Genomic DNA, 16,102 nt, shown 5'->3' on the forward strand with positions numbered 1-16,102 from the left:
TTTTCATTTTCTTTTCAAAACACTTTTCAAAATGACTTTTTTTATATATACTATATTTATTTTATAAGAGGAGTTAGAAAATAGATGAGAAAAATCGGGACAAATTTTGTATTAACGACGATTTTTATGATGCTTGCTGCTGTGGGGGTTAGCTTGACATTAAAGGCAGATATAGGATTTGGGAGTGTCAATTCTTTAAGTAGTGCACTTGCTACTGTAACAAGTGTAGAAGTCGGTACCGTTTTAATGAGTATCAATATCGTGTGCGTGTTTATTCAATTATTATTGCAACGTCGTGATTTTCACTGGCGTCAATGGTTACAAGTAGGGGCAGCATATATTTTAGGAATTGTTGTAAATTTAATGATTTACCGTGTCTTAACACCGATAACACTAGACCATTATTTTTTACGTGTACTAGTGTTTGTTTCTGGTGTGGTGCTATCTGGTTTTGCAGTAGCTGCTATTATTCGCTTAGACTTAGTTGTTTTTCCATTGGAAGCTGCGTGTAAAGTGATTGCTGACAAGTATGGTGTAACGTTTCGAAAAGTACGTCAATGGGTAGATGTGATTACATTGTTGTTGGCGGTTTTATTTATGTTAACATTTGGTTCAAGTTTGGTTATTCGTGAGGGAACATTGATCAATATGATTTGTTTAGCACCAGTTACACAGTTCTTTTTAAATAGACTTGAGCAGAGAAATATTTTCCATGCGATTCGTTTTGAGTAGTGTATAAGATACAGTGATTTCCTCTTAGTCAAATGGTCTTTGACTAAGAGGTACTTTTATGCCTTTTCTATAAAAAAGCAAAGAAAACAACAAGAAAAAAGTAAGATAGTCATTGACAAATAACATGCGATAATATATGATTAAATACGGTATTGTTTGCCCCATGATGAGCCCCGGAAACTTATTATGTATCAAACAAGGAAACAGAATTTGGAGGAAAAATAATGCGTACAACATATATGGCTAAGCCAGGTGAAGTAGAACGTAAATGGTATGTGATTGATGCAACAGATGTTCCTTTAGGACGTCTTTCAACAGTTGTAGCAGACGTTTTACGCGGAAAAATGAAACCACAATATACACCACACGTTGATACAGGTGATTTTGTGATTGTTATCAATGCTGATAAAGTAAAATTAACAGGTAAAAAAGCAACAGATAAAATTTACTACCGTCACTCAAACCACCCAGGTGGATTGAAAGCTCGTACAGCTGGTGAGTTACGTGCAAACGATTCTCGTCGTTTAGTAGAATTATCAGTTAAAGGTATGTTACAAAAGAACTCTTTAGGTCGTAGACAGTTTACAAAATTAAACGTATACGGTGGTTCAGAGCATCCACATGCTGCACAAAAACCAGAAGTATTAGACATTACTAACTTAATCTAAGGAGGATATTACATTGGCACAAGTTCAATATATCGGCACAGGTCGCCGTAAACATTCAACTGCTCGTGTACGTTTAGTACCGGGTACAGGAAAAATTGTTTTCAACAAAAAAGATATTGAAGACTACATTCCATTTGCATACTTACATGAAGTTGTAAAACAACCATTAAACTTAACACAAACATTAGGTAACTACGACGTTTACGTAAACGTAAACGGTGGTGGTTTCACTGGTCAAGCTGGTGCTGCTCGTCACGGTATTTCTCGTGCATTATTACAAGTAGACCCAGATTTCCGTGGTGTGTTAAAAGCTGCTGGCTTATTAACACGTGACCCACGTATGAAAGAACGTAAAAAACCAGGTCTTAAAGCTGCTCGTAAAGCAAGCCAATTCTCAAAACGTTAATCGTTATTACAGGACTTTTCTGTCGTACAGAAAAGTCCTGTTTTTATAGGCTCTATCATAAATCGTGTTGACAAACACCATTTATGATAGAGCCGAAAAGTCTTATTTAATGGTTTTTCCAATTTAATATGTCTTCAAAAATGTGTAAAATTTTATTCGTATCATCTAAAAGCATAATTTTAGAAATAATACGGTTCTTTATATGCTTGCTACCTGTGAACGTAAAAAATTCAGGGTAGTCAATTTCCAATGCTTTAATAATTTTATCTAGTGTATTTACTTGTATATTTTTATTTTTACCTCTTTCTATTCTATTGAATGTGGACCAATCTATGTCTGCTTTTGTAGCTAACTCTTGTTGTGTCATCCCGGCTTTTTGTCTTAGTTCTTTAACTCTTTTTGCAATATGTTCCCCTAGTGTATTCATGTATATCTACCTCTCTTATCCTAATATATTTAGGATAGTTAATAAAAAAAGATAATCGATGAAATAAAGTCCATATTTACGGGGTGTTATTGACTTATAATCCTATAATATAGTAAAATATATGGCGTAGAAATCATATTCTATAAAAGAAATTAGTTTTAAATCCTGTGATGAATTGAAAGGAGGAATATTATGAAAAAATCAATTAAAACAATAGCAACATCAACAATAGCGCTTGCGACATTTGCTGGAGTTAGTTTTCAATCGAGTGTAGTACAAGCGGAAGAAGGGACACCGGAGGAAACAGTAAAACCTGCTGTATCTGAAAATAAAGACAAAGAGATTACTCAAGCTGAGGTCGACAGTGCAGAAAAGGCTAAAAATGAGGCTAAAACAAACGTAGATGACAAGCAAAATGCGGTTAAAGCAGCAGAAGAAGCCGAAACAAATAAACAAAACGATGTCGATGCTGCACAAGCTGCCATTACGCGTGCTGAACATAAAGATGAAGAATTGCCAAAAATTGAAAAAACGATTGAAGAAGAAACAGCTAAAAAAGAACAAGCTGAAAAAGAATTAGAGCAAGCACAACAAGATGTATCAGCAGCAAATACTAACAAAGAAGAAGCACAAACAGCATTGGATAATGCTAAAAAAGAACAAGAAGATGCGCAAACAGCATTAGCAGAAGCAGAGAAACAACCATCTGCAGGTGCTGAGGAAAATGCACAAAAAATAAAAGCTAAAGAGCAAGAAAAAGCAACAACAGAACAAGAGCGTAACAAAACACAAGCGGACTTAACTGCTAAAAATCAAGAAATTGCAGCAAAACAACGTGAAATTGATAATGCAACAGACACAAAACAGGAAGAGAAAGACAGTAATAATTGGAAAGGTTATTATGATGGACTTCGTGAAAAGAATCCAGTTATGGAAAAAATAGCTTATGATGGTCAAAAAACAGAAACAGTTGTAGTAGAAGAAGGTAAGGCATACACACCAAATATCCAAAAAATTATGGAATATGCTGCAAATTATATTAATGAGTTAAAACGCATTAATGGATTGAAAGGCCAAGTAACTGTTTCTAAAAATCCAAAATATCAAGATTTTGCTAATTATCATGCTGATGAAGTAGCTAATAAAGGTAAATTTCACCAAACAGATTATCCAGGCGGAAGACCTTCTGAATTGGTGTATGAAAATGTTACTCAAATGGCTATGTTAAATGATAAATATTTATCTGATCAAGAAGTCGCTTATCGTGCAGTGTTAATTTGGTTTTCAGAATATACAAATGTGGGACATAATTATGGTCATGCCAAAAATATTTTATCGGCTAATGGTGAGTTTGTAATGGGGATAGCTCTTGACAAGGCAGAAAAAAGATTTACAAGATATGGGGTATCATTTGATGGTGTGTCACAAACAAGCGATTTGTCAGCTTTACAAGAAGTGGGAAGTCAATCAACAGGCTTAAAACTTCGCTTTAATGGTAAACAGTTGAAGTTTTTACCAGATACAACATTCCGCTATGTGACAGAAACAAAAGTGGCTAGCGATACAACTGCTTTACGTGAAGAATTGGCAACATTAAAAGAAGAAGCAAAACAACTTTCTACAACATTAGAAAATCAAAATAAAAAAGTAACCGATTTACAAGGTGAACTTACAAAATTACAAGCCGAGAAAAAAGAATTAGATGCAAAAGACCCAGTTAAAGTTGCAGCTAGAAAACGTGTTGAAGATGCAAAACGTGATGTTATCACAAAAACAAATGCAGTTAAAACAGCACAAGAAGGTGTTGATAATGCACAACATCGTGTGAACGATTTAAATAAAAAAATTGGGGATGCTACAAAAGCATTAGAAAAAGCAAATAAAGAAAAAGAAGATTTATCGGTAGATCCACAAGTATTACAAGATAGATTAACACATGCTCAAGAAGAGCTAAATACAGCTAAACAAAACAAAGAACAAGCTCAAAAAGAACTAGCTGATGCTAAAGAAGAATTGAAAAAAGCAGAGGATGAATACAACCGTATTAGTAATTTATATCATCTACAAAAAGAGATTAAATTAAGAGAAAATGGTAAAGGTATAAATGGCGTACCAAATACATTCCCAACGGTAGATGCATTACCAACATTGGATATTAACCGTTTGACTAGACCAAACTTTAGTCCGACTGTGAAACCAGATGAAAATAGTGATGCAGCATTAGAATCAAAATCTGAAAAAGTATATAATAAAGAACCTTTAACACGTGCAACATTTGCTAATAAACGATTACCACATACAGGAACATCTGCTTCACATACATTATTAGCGGGTGTATTATCCTTATTTGGTGCAGGTATTGTAGCACGTAGACGTAAAGAGAAATAGTTTTCATCAAATTTTTACCTTTTCATTGATAATGTGATAAAGGGATTTCGGTAGCGAATGGCATGAACCATTCGCTACTTTTATATAGGCTCTATGTCAAATAGGGTTGATGACTCATAAAAAGTAGTGATGTCACAAATGTTACGTCACTATCTTTTTATTTTAAGTCACAAAGTGATGTACGGCTCACCGAAATGTACACGATACATTTTTCTCTTCCCCTACGTTGTGCGGGGAAGGAGCTATTCGTACATCACTTTTGACTTAAACTATTAAGCAACTAGTGAAGTAGATGGTACGGTATATGGTACATATAACTTACAGATTAATAAAATACGATTTCTAAAATGTGAAAAGTTACGATAACCATAGGCATTTCTCTTAAGTACTTTAATTTTATGATTGATTCCTTCAAGTGCACCGTTAGTCAAATGATGGTAGATAAAGGTGTTTTTAATATAGGGTAAATACCCTTTGAAAGTTCTTAATACTCTACGTAAACCAGGAGAAATAGCTTCCTGTTTAGCCCATATGAGTATTTCTTCAAATCGGTCAAAATCTCTATTATGTAAAGCATCTCTTAATTGATGAACGACATCGTATGTGGCTCTTAGTTCGGGGACTTGTTCCAATAAATAATCGACTATCCCTTGTGTATGCGTCATCCAATCAAACAGTGGAAAACGGTGATAAGGATAACTACTTAGTGTATCTGTGTTACTTAAAAACAACTTCCAATAACGTTTCATTTTGTTGTATAAACGGCGATTGTTCTGATGTAAAGCTTTCATTACATGCACTCTGTGTTTTGTTAACTCACGATTTAATGCTTGTACAATATGAAAAGGGTCGATAATGATATGTGCGTTAGGAAATACTTGCTTGGATATCTGAATATAGGGGCGAAACATATCAATCGTAATTGTTTTAACAGCTTTTCTTGTCTGGGTATCGTATCTAGCAAAGTAGTCTAATAGCGTGCTGGATTTACGGTCGTGTACAACGTCAATCAGTTGATGAGTCAGTGCATCACAATAGATAAAACTCATGGCACTATCAGAAGATTTTACTGACTTGAATTCATCAAAGCACAGATGATGAGGTAATTGTGTGTTGTGATTTACTTTTAAAGTAGAGGCGACCTTATCAACAATACGTCTGACCGTATGTACAGATACATTGTGTTGTTTAGCGATGTACGTTTCTGAAATGGTTTCTGTTAAAGTGTCCATTATCTTTTGTTTTAAACGGTTTGTGATAAAACAATGCTTATCCACAATAGGTGTTTCCGCTGTAAATGATGATTGACAGGATTTACAATAAAAACGTTGTTTAGTGAGTGATAAATAGGCGTTTAGTCCTGAAATTTGGCATAAAGACAGTTGCGATTGACGTGTCCCATTTTTTACAATGCCATTGGTTGCGTGACAATTTGGGCAACAATCTGGTGTATAGGTTAATTTACCGTATAAGACCAATGATTTTTTATGTCGAATGTCACACTCTGATATGTTTTCATGATCAAATGTGATGTTTTTATCCTTTAATTGTAGTAAGATTTCTGTTATATTAGACATAGGCAATTTCTCCTTATTATTTGGTGGTACTTTTAATTTAAGAGAAAATTGCCTTTTTGTCTACATAAAATTAGGGTTGCTGGCTTATGCCATCAACCCTAAAAATTATACAGCCTTTATATATAAAAATTCTGTTGATGTAATTTTTTATTATATATATTTAATGATTTTTATTGCTTGTTTTTCCTGTTTATAAGGCATTTGTTGAAAAGTTTTGTAAATTTCTTTGACAATTTCATGCAAATAGGATATAGTAAAATGACAAAATGATTAGAATAATATCTAATCATTATTTTATATTTAAGGAGGTGCTGTATGCCTGCGTCACGAACGTGTGTTTTCAGCACGATTGTTGCTCTTAGGTATATGATAATAGGTGCAGATAAGATGTAGTGTTTATAAATGATTTCATTTATAAACACGTTTTAAAGAAATTTGCATAATATTATATAAAAAGAGGTATATCGTATGAACAGATTGAGAAGATTATGGATAATTCCATTTTTGATGTTTATTTTAGCAGCATGTACTGGGAATAATACATCAAATGATACAAGAGAAGAATTTCGTGTTGGGATGGAGGCAAACTATGCACCTTTCAACTGGACACAAAGTGAAGCTGGTGAGGGAACTGCTCCGATAGAAGACGGAGAATATGCCGGTGGGTATGATGTGTCTATCGCACAAAAAATTGCAGATAAATTAAATCGTAAATTAGTTATTGTAAAATTGGAATGGGACGGTCTTATTCCGTCATTGCAATCCGGTAAAATTGATGCGATTATTGCGGGAATGTCCCCCACAGAAGAAAGAGCACAACAAATTGATTTTACGGGACCTTATTATGAATCGGTCTTTATGATGATTGTTAGAAAAGACGGTGCTTATGCGAATACATCTTCCATAGATGATTTTGCTGGTGCTAGAGTAACCGCACAATTAGGCACATTCCACTATGATATGATTGATCAATTAAAAGGTGCTGTTAAACAAGAAGCGATGTCTGATTTTTCTGCTATGCGTGTTGCGTTAGAAAGTGGAAAAATAGATGCGTATGTATCTGAAAAAGCTGTTGCCAATGAAGTGGTAGCCGCAAGTAAAGATTTAAAAATGATTGAGTTTGCTTCTGGAAAAGGATTTGTAACAAAGCCAGAAGAAGTACAAACAGCAATCGGAGTTAAAAAAGGTAGTCCATTAAAAGAACAAATTAACACAGTTCTTTCAGAAATTTCAACGAGTGAACGTGATGAATTGATGGATAAAGCATCACGTGGTCCGTCAGAACAAACAACGGGACATTTCTTAGAAGAAATGGGTGTTATTTTCCAAAAATATTATCCGCAATTATTTGCAGGTATGGGTGTGACATTATATATTTCACTCATTGGGACTATTGTTGGTTTATTGATTGGTTTATTGATTGGCGTGATTCGTACAGTGCCTTTATCAGATAAAAAAGGTGCATATCGTGTGTTCTTAAAAGTTGTGAATTGGTTATTGAATGCGTATGTTGAAATTTTCCGTGGAACACCGATGATTGTACAGGCAATGGTTGTCTATTATGGGTCAGCATTATTGTTCCATTTAGATATGGATAAAACATTTGCGGCATTATTGATTGTGTCAATTAACACCGGTGCCTATATGTCTGAAGTGGTGCGTGGTGGTATTTTATCCATTGACAAAGGTCAATTTGAAGCGTGTCAAGCGATTGGTATGACACATTTACAAGCAATGAAATATATCGTATTACCACAAGTGTTGCGCAATATTTTACCAGCTACGGGGAATGAGTTTGTTATCAATGTAAAAGATACATCTGTATTAAATGTCATTGGTGTATCAGAATTGTTCTTTGTGACAAAATCTATTGCGGCAACAAATTATCAATTTTTCCAAACATTTTTAGTAACATGTATTTTCTACTTCATTATGACATTTGTGATTACACGTATTTTACGTTGGTTAGAAAAACGTTTATCTGGTAAGCAAAGCTATTCTTTAGCAAGCGGAAATCAAATGCAAGTGTCAAAAGCACAAGAGAAAGAGTAGGTAGAAAATATGGAAACAGTTATTGAAATTAGACATTTAAATAAAAGTTTTGGTGAGAGAGAAGTTTTATCAGATATTAACTTTACGGTAAAAAAAGGACAAGTTGTTACTTTGATTGGTTCAAGTGGTTCTGGGAAATCAACCCTATTACGCTGTATCAATTTACTAGAAACGCCAACAGCTGGTGACATTTATTATTTAGGTGAAAATATTTTAGATGGAGCACATGATGTGTTTAAATATCGTACACATTTAGGTATGGTATTTCAACAGTTTAATTTATTTGAAAATTTAAATGTATTAGATAATTGCACAGTTGGACCTATAAAAGTTTTGAAAAAAACAGAGGAAGATGCAAAACAGTTAGCATTGCATTACTTACAACAAGTTGGTATGGCGGAGTACGTGAATGCCCGTCCGTCACAATTATCTGGGGGACAAAAGCAACGTGTGGCAATTGCCAGAGCGTTGGCAATGGAGCCTGATGTGTTATTGTTTGATGAGCCAACATCAGCACTTGATCCGGAAATGGTTGGAGAAGTATTACGTGTTATGAAAGATTTGGCTAATTCTGGGATGACAATGTTAGTTGTAACGCATGAAATGGATTTTGCAAGAGAAGTTTCGGACCATGTTGTTTTCATGGATAAAGGTGTTATTGCAGAAGAAGGTTCACCAGAAGATATTTTTAATCATCCAAAAGAAGATCGTACACGTGCCTTTTTAAGTCGTATTTTACAAAAATAAACAAAAAAGAACAGAAATTTATGAGATTTCTGTTCTTTTTGCGTATAATATAAATAGAGAAAGAAGGTGCGTGGATGTTACAGTTTGTTTTAGGAAATATTTTAACGAATAAGCAAGCGTGGTGTGTAGCAGATATGAAAGCGTTGCTTGAACAAAAACAAGTAAAACAAGTATTTTATCTTGTACCTGAGCATATTAAATTCGACTCAGAAATGAATGTTTTAACGCAATTACATCATGAGGATATAAGTGGTAGTATCGATATACAAATTTATAGTTTTTCAAGATTGGCATGGTATTTATTAAAAGACACGGGTGTTCTTGTGAAACCGCAATTAAGTAAAATTGGGTTAAGTATGCTTGTTCGTCATGTTTTATTGGAAAAACAATCTGAATTGGTTTTTTATCGTACACAAATTAATAAACAAGGGTTTATTAAGCAATTGACAGATTTATTTTTAGAATTTCGTTCGGGTGCCATTTCACAAGAAGATTTATATACCTTTTTTAAAGAAAAACCGAGCGATACAACAGAAAGCCAAGAAAATATGTATGTGAAGATGCAAGAACTAATGCTTTTGTATCGAGCATTTAATGAAAGATTAATAGGTAAGTATATTGAGAAAGAAGATTTATATACCCAATTAGCCGAGCATATTCATACAATGGATTTATCAGATACAGCCATTTATATTGACGGTTTTGAACATTTCTCTGCAAAGGAACAACAAATTATCCTTGCTTTAATGAAAAAAACATACAAGGTATCAGTAACTTTGCCTTTATCCAAAAAAGCAAAGGAAAAAACACCATTAACGCTTATTCCAATGATAACAAGAGAAAGATTAATTCAATTAGCACAAGAAAATAGTGTGCGTATTTCAGAAGTTGATGTCACAAAAGGATATGAGCGTTATAGTGAAGATATGCAGAAAATAGTTTCTTTTTGGGAAGAAGCTTTTCAGTCAGTTGAAAGAAAAGATAATGATGTAATAAAACAAGATGCTTTATTTATTCAAGAGTATGACACTAAACAAGAAGAAGTAACAGCCGTTATCAATCAGATAAGTAGATTGGTTGCGACAAAGCACTATCGTTATAAAGATTTTAGTATTTTGATGCGACAAGTTGAAGATTATGAAATGATTTTAAAACCTTTGTGTCATGAAAGCCAAATACCTTATTTTATTGATAATGCTGATACCATGGCATCACATCCTATTTCAGAATTTTTAGCATCTTTATATGCCATTCAAAAACGGAATTGGCAATATACGGATATGATGCGATTATTGCGATCAGATTTATTAGAGATAGGTGCGCAAGACGATATTGATGTGTTTGAAAATGATTTATTAGCAAATGGTTATGTCGGAAAACGTTGGTGGATTGAGGATAAGGAACAATGGAAGTATGAGCATATAAGAGAACGTATTGTCGGTATATTGCTTCCATATATTGAAACATTAGAGCAGGCAAGTACGATGAAAGATGCAGCAGTTGCTTTATACATGCTTTGTAAGGAGCATGGAGTAGTTTCAAAAATAAAGCAGTGGCGAGATGATTTCATTGCTCAAGGACAGTTGGAAAAAGCACGTCAACATGAACAGGCATGGCAGACGTTTATCCAATTATTAGATGAATTTGTGATGGTTCTAGGAAATATACCATTTGATTTACAAACATTTTATACGGTATTATCGAGTGGCTTTGAAGAGGCGGAGTATAGTTTAGTACCTCCTACATTGGATACGGTCACTATTTCAAGTTTAGACGGTAGACGTGCCACGACTAAAAAAATGATTTTTGTTTTAGGGGCAACGTCTAGTCAGTTTCCAAAAATATATGATAATAAAACATTGTTATCAGATGAAGAAAGACATCGGTTAACGCAAGTGTTAGCACCGGGTCATTATTTACAATTAGATACGCTTGATCGTACAATGGTAGAACCTTTTGTTGTGTATCAATTATTGGCGAGTGTAACAGAACAATTATATTTATTTTATCCAAAAACACATGAGCCAAAATCGACATATATAGAAATGTTAGAAAAGCGTTTTGATACACGAATGACGCCTCAATTATTAGGAAAAAGCAAACAAGTGATACGTTATTTAATGAAACAAATACGAACACATTATGATACGGATAGTACTTTATCTTTAATAGATAGATACTTAATTGCATTTATGCAACAAACGACGCCTTATCATGAAGTGTTTAAGCCGTTGATGAAGAGTTTTGAGTATCGCAATGTTCCGGTTCATTTAACGAATGCTTTAGAGTTATATCAAGGGCATTTATACTTATCTGTTTCTCAATTAGAAAGTTATTTCAAAGATCCGTACAGTCATTTTTTACAGTATGGCTTAAAGTTAAAAGAAAGACCTGTGTTGTCTTTAACACCGGCAGATGTAGGGAATGTTTTTCATGATACATTGGATATATTTTTTGAACAAGTGGAGCAGTACGAACAAGAGATTGATACATTGATTGAGCGTGCATTGACGACTGTTTTTGATAAACCACAGTACCGATTGTTTCAAATGACGAAAAGTATGGCTTTTTCAAAAGAATTATTAACGGATACGTTGACACACGTGATGCAACAATTATATCAAGCTAAAAAGCAGACCAATACACGTGTTATTGCGACGGAACAAGTTTTTGACACAAAGGGGTCGACAGGACTGATTTTACCAAAAATTGATTTATTATCGGATTATACGCTGTCTTTACGAGGAAAAATAGACCGGATTGATGTTGTCAATGGGGATTATTTAAGTGTTGTTGATTATAAATCAAGTGCAAAACAATTTGATTTAAGCCGTTTTTATGAGGGATTATCGTTACAGTTGATAACCTATTTATATGTGCTCGAACAAAATAAAAAGCAGTTGCATTTAGAAAACACAAAAACGATGGGTGCTTTTTATTATCATGTAGGCTATCCTTATGAAAGAGTGAAAACCAAAACATTCGATATGACGGATTTGGCATATACGCAAGAAAAATTTAATGGTATTTTATCATTATCTGTAGAAGATGTGGAAAAAATCCCAGATGTATCCATGTTTTATAAGGTTGGTTTAACAAAATCAAATACATTTAATAAAACAAAAACTATGCCAACAATAGAATCACTAGATACTTTTTTTGACTTTTTAATATGGAAAATAAAACAAGCTGGACAACGCATTTTATCTGGGGATATTCCTTTATCACCTATTAAAGATGAACCATTTACACCGTCTTTAAATGAGTTTAGAAGTATTTCTTTATTTGATGCTACTTTACCAGAAAATCAATATCGAAAATTATTGTCAGTAGAAGATGTGTTACAAGCAATGAAAGAAAAGGGAGTGAATGCAGATGATACCAGTCAAACCAACTAATGTAACCTTTACAGATTCGCAATGGGAGGCAATTTATGAAACGGGTAGTCATATTTTAGTTTCAGCATCTGCTGGCTCGGGGAAAACAACCGTTTTAACGAAGCGTATTGTTGAAAAATTAAGACGTGGAACGAAAATAGAAGAATTGCTTGTCGTGACCTATACAGAATTAGCCGCTAAGGAAATGCGCGAGCGTATCGAAAAAGAATTAAAAAATGTTATCAATATTGAAACAGATGTCGATACAAAGCGTCATTTACAAATGCAATTAAGATTGTTGCCACAAGCAAATATAAGCACCATTCACGCGTTTTGTTTAAAAGTGATTCGTAAACATTTTGCTAGTGTGGATATGGATCCTGTTTTTAGATTGATGACAGATGAAACAGAAATCCTGCTTTTAAAAGAAAAAGTATGGCATGAGTTAAAAGAAAAGCTCTATGATAGACAGTCATTTAGACAGTTGGCAAAAGCTTACTCAAGTGATAAGTATGATGATAAACTAACAGATCTTATTTTTTCGTTGTATGATTTTTCAAGAGCAAATGCCAATCCAGATGAATGGTTGAAACGGTTAGCGTCTTTATATAATATGGATAATTTAACAGACAGTGTTTTATTTCAATCACTTATTAAGCCCTATGTTATTTCTATGTTAGAAGATGCGGTTTTTCAATTAGAGCAAGGGATACAATGCTTAAATGGGGATGAACGTTTGGATAAAGTCACATGTTTACTCTCTGATGAAAAAGTGTTGATAGAGTATGTTTTAAATAGTTTAGTTGAAAATAAGGATTATGATAGTGTCTATGCAGCAATAAAACAAATTGAATTTTTACGTTTTCCGTCTATCAAAAAAGATAGCGATGTAAAAGAATTTTCGGAACAGGCTAAAGTATATCGTGATAAAGCGAAAAAAACGGTAGAGAATATGATTGAAGCTGTTTTTTATTGTCAAGAGCAGGTTCACCTTGATTTATTGCATAAGATTTTGCCGTATATTGATGAAATGATTGATGTTGTGACCTTATTTTCAAAGGCGTATGCACAAGAAAAGAAAGAGTATAATGTGCTTGAATTTAGTGATTTAGAACATATTACATTGTCTATTTTAGCACCGATGCATAATGGAAACCGACATATTAGTCCGGTAGCTTTAGAATATCAAGAATTATTTGAAGAAATTATGGTAGATGAGTATCAAGACGTCAATCGTTTACAAGAAACTATTTTATCGTATTTAACCAACGGGAAAAATATGTTTATGGTAGGTGATGTCAAGCAGTCTATTTATTCTTTCCGTTTAGCTGATCCGAGTTTATTTTTAGAAAAATATCTTGCTTTTGGAAATGAACAAGGTGGAAAACGTATTATTTTAGCAGAAAATTTCCGTTCAAGAGGGGAAGTTTTACATGCTACGAATTTTATTTTTCAACAAATTATGGATCAACAAGTTGGAGATATGGCGTACGACGATGATGCCATGCTTGTTCAAGGAAGTCAGGCTTATGCAGATGGTAGTGGATATGAACTTTCTGTTTTGTTATATGAAAAAGAAACACATCAAGAACAAGAACTGGATATGGATGTATCAGAAATGTTTAAAATTGATACAAAAACAGAAGGTGAAATCGTGATGGTTGCCAAGGAAATAGAGCGATTGATACAATCAACATTTTTAGTTCAAAGTACAGAAAAAGAAAATGGTAAATTTAAGCAACGTCCGATTACGTATGCTGATATTGTGTTATTAGTGCCGACAAAGAAAAATAATGTTGTCATTCAAGAAATTTTTAATCGGTATCATATTCCGATTCAGATTGATGAAGCAGAAACTTATTTCCAACGAACAGAAATTATGATTATGATGTCATTGTTAAAAATAATTGATAATCCGCATCAAGATATTCCACTTGTTTCTGTTTTACGTTCTCCATTGGTTGCATTAGATGAAAATGACTTAGCAGCTATTCGTATCAATCAACGTACCAGTGGATATTATGAAGCTGTTCAATCTTTTGTTGCTGATTTTGAGCGTGGCTCATTACCTCAAAATGCTTTTCATGAAGCGATTTATAAGAAATTAGTACGGTTTATGGAACGATTAAATACATGGAGATTTATGGCAACAAAAGAGTCTTTAGTGTCGTTAATTTGGCATATTTACCAAGAAACACATTTTTTAGACTATGTATTAGGTTTGCCGTCTGGTCGACAAAGACAAGCGAATTTACATGCTTTATATGAACGGGCAAGGGAATATGAGCAAACGGCATTTAAAGGATTGTTCCAATTTGTTCAGTTTATTGAAAAAATGCAAGAAAAAGATAAAGATTTATCCGAAGCATCTTTGTCTACTGGAAATGAAAATGTTGTTAAGTTGATGACCATTCATGCAAGTAAAGGTTTAGAATTTCCAGTCGTGTTTGTATTAGACTTGAATAAATCGTTTAATAAAAGAGATAGTCAATCCAGCTATGTCTTTACTGAAAAATATGGTATTGGTACAGACTATTTTGATATTGAGAAAAAATTTCAATTTCCGACACTTGCTCGTTTTGGTATGAGCCGATATAAAGAGAAAAAATTATTGGCAGAAGAAATGCGTAAATTATATGTGGCATTAACAAGAGCAAAAGAAAAATTATATTTAGTTGGAAATTGTGTCAATGAAAAAGATTATTGGGAAAAATTATCCGGTATTGCTAGTTATAATGAAGTTGTGTTACCTTCGGGAAGTCGTTTATCTAGTCAGAGTGCATTATCTTGGATAAATATGGCACTAGTGCGTCATCGTATGGCAGAAAATAATTATTTACCAGTCTATACATATCCAACTGTACTGTTACAATCACCGATTCGTTTTACCATTCAATTTTTTAAAGAACAGGATTTAATGATAAACCAATCCGAAGTGTCTGATATAAAAACAGTGACTGAATGGGTGCAGGAGCAGGTAATAGACGTATCTCATTCGGAGGATATGCAAGATATTATTCAAACGATTGAGCATGTGTATCCATATATGGCTCAAGTGCAAACGACAACCTATCAATCAGTATCTGAATTGAAGCGTATGGCAGAAGATCCAGATTTGCTTGAGATGCAACCTTTAGGTCAAGGTAATCGTTATGTTAGTGATGATTTAATGGTACCCATGTTCATGAAGGAAGATATGGTAACAAATACAATGATAGGAACGGCTGTTCATTTAGTTATGCAAACAATATCTTTAGAACAGACTGTTACAATGCAGATGATTGATACACATATTAATCAATTCGTTTCAAAAGGGCTAATGTCACAAGAGGTTGCTGAAAAAATAAATCGTTATAATATTTTGCGTTTCTTCTCAACGGATTTAGGACAGTTAATGCTGAAACAACAGAGATTATTACACCGAGAAGTGCCGTTTTCGTTAGCGGTCAATGCACATCTTCTGTTTCAAAGTATGGAAAAAACAGATGAAAAAGTGCTGATACATGGGGTTGTTGACGGCTATATAGAATATGACGATGAGATTATTTTGTATGATTTTAAAACAGACTATATTGGACAAAATATAACGGTAGAAACCATTATGAATCGTTATCGTCAACAAATGAATGTTTATGCGACAGCCTTAACCTCTATTTTACATAAGCCGGTTACAAAAAAATATTTATGTTTATTAAGTATTGGAGAAAATGTTTTAGTTGATTAATTAG

The 16,102-nt window shown here is 33.6% G+C and carries 10 protein-coding genes; 8 read left to right on the forward strand and 2 right to left on the reverse strand.

All coding sequences use genetic code 11. The features are described from left to right. The first annotated feature begins 84 nt into the window (after positions 1-84). The 3 genes from H1220_01100 to rpsI all read left to right on the forward strand — a co-directional run bounded on the left by H1220_01100 (position 85) and on the right by rpsI (position 1,806). On the forward strand, positions 85-732 hold the full coding sequence (locus tag H1220_01100; protein ID QMI85998.1) for a YitT family protein: 648 nt from the start codon (positions 85-87) through the stop codon (positions 730-732). Between the two features lie 224 nt (positions 733-956). Continuing rightward, positions 957-1,400, forward strand: coding sequence for a 50S ribosomal protein L13 (gene rplM / locus H1220_01105; GenBank protein ID QMI85999.1), 444 nt, complete (start codon positions 957-959; stop codon positions 1,398-1,400). A gap of 13 nt (positions 1,401-1,413) precedes the next feature. After that, positions 1,414-1,806 (forward strand): 30S ribosomal protein S9, encoded by a 393-nt coding sequence (gene rpsI / locus H1220_01110; GenBank protein QMI86000.1) that lies wholly within the window; start codon positions 1,414-1,416, stop codon positions 1,804-1,806. 106 nt (positions 1,807-1,912) lie between these two features. Here rpsI and H1220_01115 read toward each other — a convergent pair whose 3' ends face one another. Then, positions 1,913-2,233, reverse strand: coding sequence for a helix-turn-helix transcriptional regulator (locus tag H1220_01115; protein QMI86001.1), 321 nt, complete (start codon positions 2,231-2,233; stop codon positions 1,913-1,915). A 192-nt stretch (positions 2,234-2,425) separates the two neighbouring features. Here H1220_01115 and H1220_01120 point away from each other — a divergent pair, with 192 nt between their 5' ends. Next, positions 2,426-4,621 (forward strand): LPXTG cell wall anchor domain-containing protein, encoded by a 2,196-nt coding sequence (locus H1220_01120; GenBank protein QMI86002.1) that lies wholly within the window; start codon positions 2,426-2,428, stop codon positions 4,619-4,621. Between the two features lie 272 nt (positions 4,622-4,893). Here H1220_01120 and H1220_01125 read toward each other — a convergent pair whose 3' ends face one another. Next, positions 4,894-6,198, reverse strand: coding sequence for an ISL3 family transposase (locus H1220_01125; GenBank protein QMI86003.1), 1,305 nt, complete (start codon positions 6,196-6,198; stop codon positions 4,894-4,896). A gap of 468 nt (positions 6,199-6,666) precedes the next feature. Here H1220_01125 and H1220_01130 point away from each other — a divergent pair, with 468 nt between their 5' ends. The 4 genes from H1220_01130 to addA all read left to right on the forward strand — a co-directional run bounded on the left by H1220_01130 (position 6,667) and on the right by addA (position 16,098). Beyond that, positions 6,667-8,250 carry an ABC transporter permease subunit gene (locus H1220_01130; GenBank protein QMI86004.1) on the forward strand — a complete coding sequence of 528 codons (1,584 nt, stop codon included), beginning with the start codon at positions 6,667-6,669 and terminating at the stop codon, positions 8,248-8,250. Positions 8,251-8,259: 9 nt separating this feature from the next. Next, positions 8,260-8,997, forward strand: a complete 738-nt coding sequence (locus H1220_01135; GenBank protein QMI86005.1) for an amino acid ABC transporter ATP-binding protein — start codon at positions 8,260-8,262, stop codon at positions 8,995-8,997. 74 nt (positions 8,998-9,071) lie between these two features. Further along, a complete protein-coding gene (locus H1220_01140) occupies positions 9,072-12,395 on the forward strand; it encodes a PD-(D/E)XK nuclease family protein (GenBank protein ID QMI86006.1) in 3,324 nt (1,107 codons plus the stop codon). After that, complete coding sequence (gene addA / locus H1220_01145) at positions 12,373-16,098, forward strand: helicase-exonuclease AddAB subunit AddA (protein ID QMI86007.1); 3,726 nt, start codon at positions 12,373-12,375, stop codon at positions 16,096-16,098. Before H1220_01140 ends, addA begins: the two co-directional genes overlap by 23 nt. Positions 16,099-16,102 lie beyond the last annotated feature (4 nt).

The organism is Carnobacteriaceae bacterium zg-84 (assembly GCA_013874835.1).
Lineage (GTDB): Bacteria > Bacillota > Bacilli > Lactobacillales > Aerococcaceae > WM01.

What these genes read in the sequence shown, in the direction of transcription:
- H1220_01135 (QMI86005.1), top strand. Translation starts at nt 8,260, where the DNA reads ATGGAAACAGTTATTGAAATTAGACATTTAAATAAAAGTTTTGGTGAG.
- H1220_01115 (QMI86001.1), bottom strand. Translation starts at nt 2,233, where the DNA reads ATGAATACACTAGGGGAACATATTGCAAAAAGAGTTAAAGAACTAAGA.
- H1220_01120 (QMI86002.1), top strand. Translation starts at nt 2,426, where the DNA reads ATGAAAAAATCAATTAAAACAATAGCAACATCAACAATAGCGCTTGCG.
- H1220_01130 (QMI86004.1), top strand. Translation starts at nt 6,667, where the DNA reads ATGAACAGATTGAGAAGATTATGGATAATTCCATTTTTGATGTTTATT.
- H1220_01140 (QMI86006.1), top strand. Translation starts at nt 9,072, where the DNA reads ATGTTACAGTTTGTTTTAGGAAATATTTTAACGAATAAGCAAGCGTGG.
- H1220_01125 (QMI86003.1), bottom strand. Translation starts at nt 6,198, where the DNA reads ATGTCTAATATAACAGAAATCTTACTACAATTAAAGGATAAAAACATC.
- addA (QMI86007.1), top strand. Translation starts at nt 12,373, where the DNA reads ATGATACCAGTCAAACCAACTAATGTAACCTTTACAGATTCGCAATGG.
- rplM (QMI85999.1), top strand. Translation starts at nt 957, where the DNA reads ATGCGTACAACATATATGGCTAAGCCAGGTGAAGTAGAACGTAAATGG.
- H1220_01100 (QMI85998.1), top strand. Translation starts at nt 85, where the DNA reads ATGAGAAAAATCGGGACAAATTTTGTATTAACGACGATTTTTATGATG.